Origin of the sequence: Ochrobactrum sp. SFR4, from assembly GCF_019730395.1 — a bacterium.
GTDB lineage: Bacteria > Pseudomonadota > Alphaproteobacteria > Rhizobiales > Rhizobiaceae > Pseudochrobactrum.
Window position 1 is genome coordinate 1 of sequence record NZ_JAAPBB010000564.1, and the last position, 306, is coordinate 306.

The following is a 306-nucleotide window of genomic DNA, read 5'->3' on the forward strand; positions in this document are numbered from 1 at the left end:
GCCCGAGGCGGTCGAGCTTCCAGACCACCAGCACATCGCCGTCGCGCAGGGATTTCAGGCAGGCGGCCAGTCCGGGCCGATCGTCGCGGCCGCCGGAAGCTCGATCCTCATAGATATTGTCCTGTTCGACGCCGGCGGCGCGCAGGTCGTCGTGCTGCAGATCGAGGGACTGGGAGCCATCGGCTTTGGAGATGCGAGCGTATCCGATCAGCATGTTTCTTAAACGGTGGTTTGAGGGGGGGGCGCTGGCCACGAATGATTTGTTCGCTGGAAATGTATCTCAACCAGCTTCATAAACAAAGCGTC

At 60.8% G+C, this 306-nt stretch carries 1 protein-coding gene; it reads right to left on the minus strand.

The annotated features are described in order from the left end of the window. Positions 1–214, minus strand: a 214-nt coding sequence (locus HBA93_RS20265) for a recombinase family protein (protein WP_221724472.1), incomplete at its 3' end; no start/stop codon positions are given. Positions 215–306: the final 92 nt, after the last annotated feature.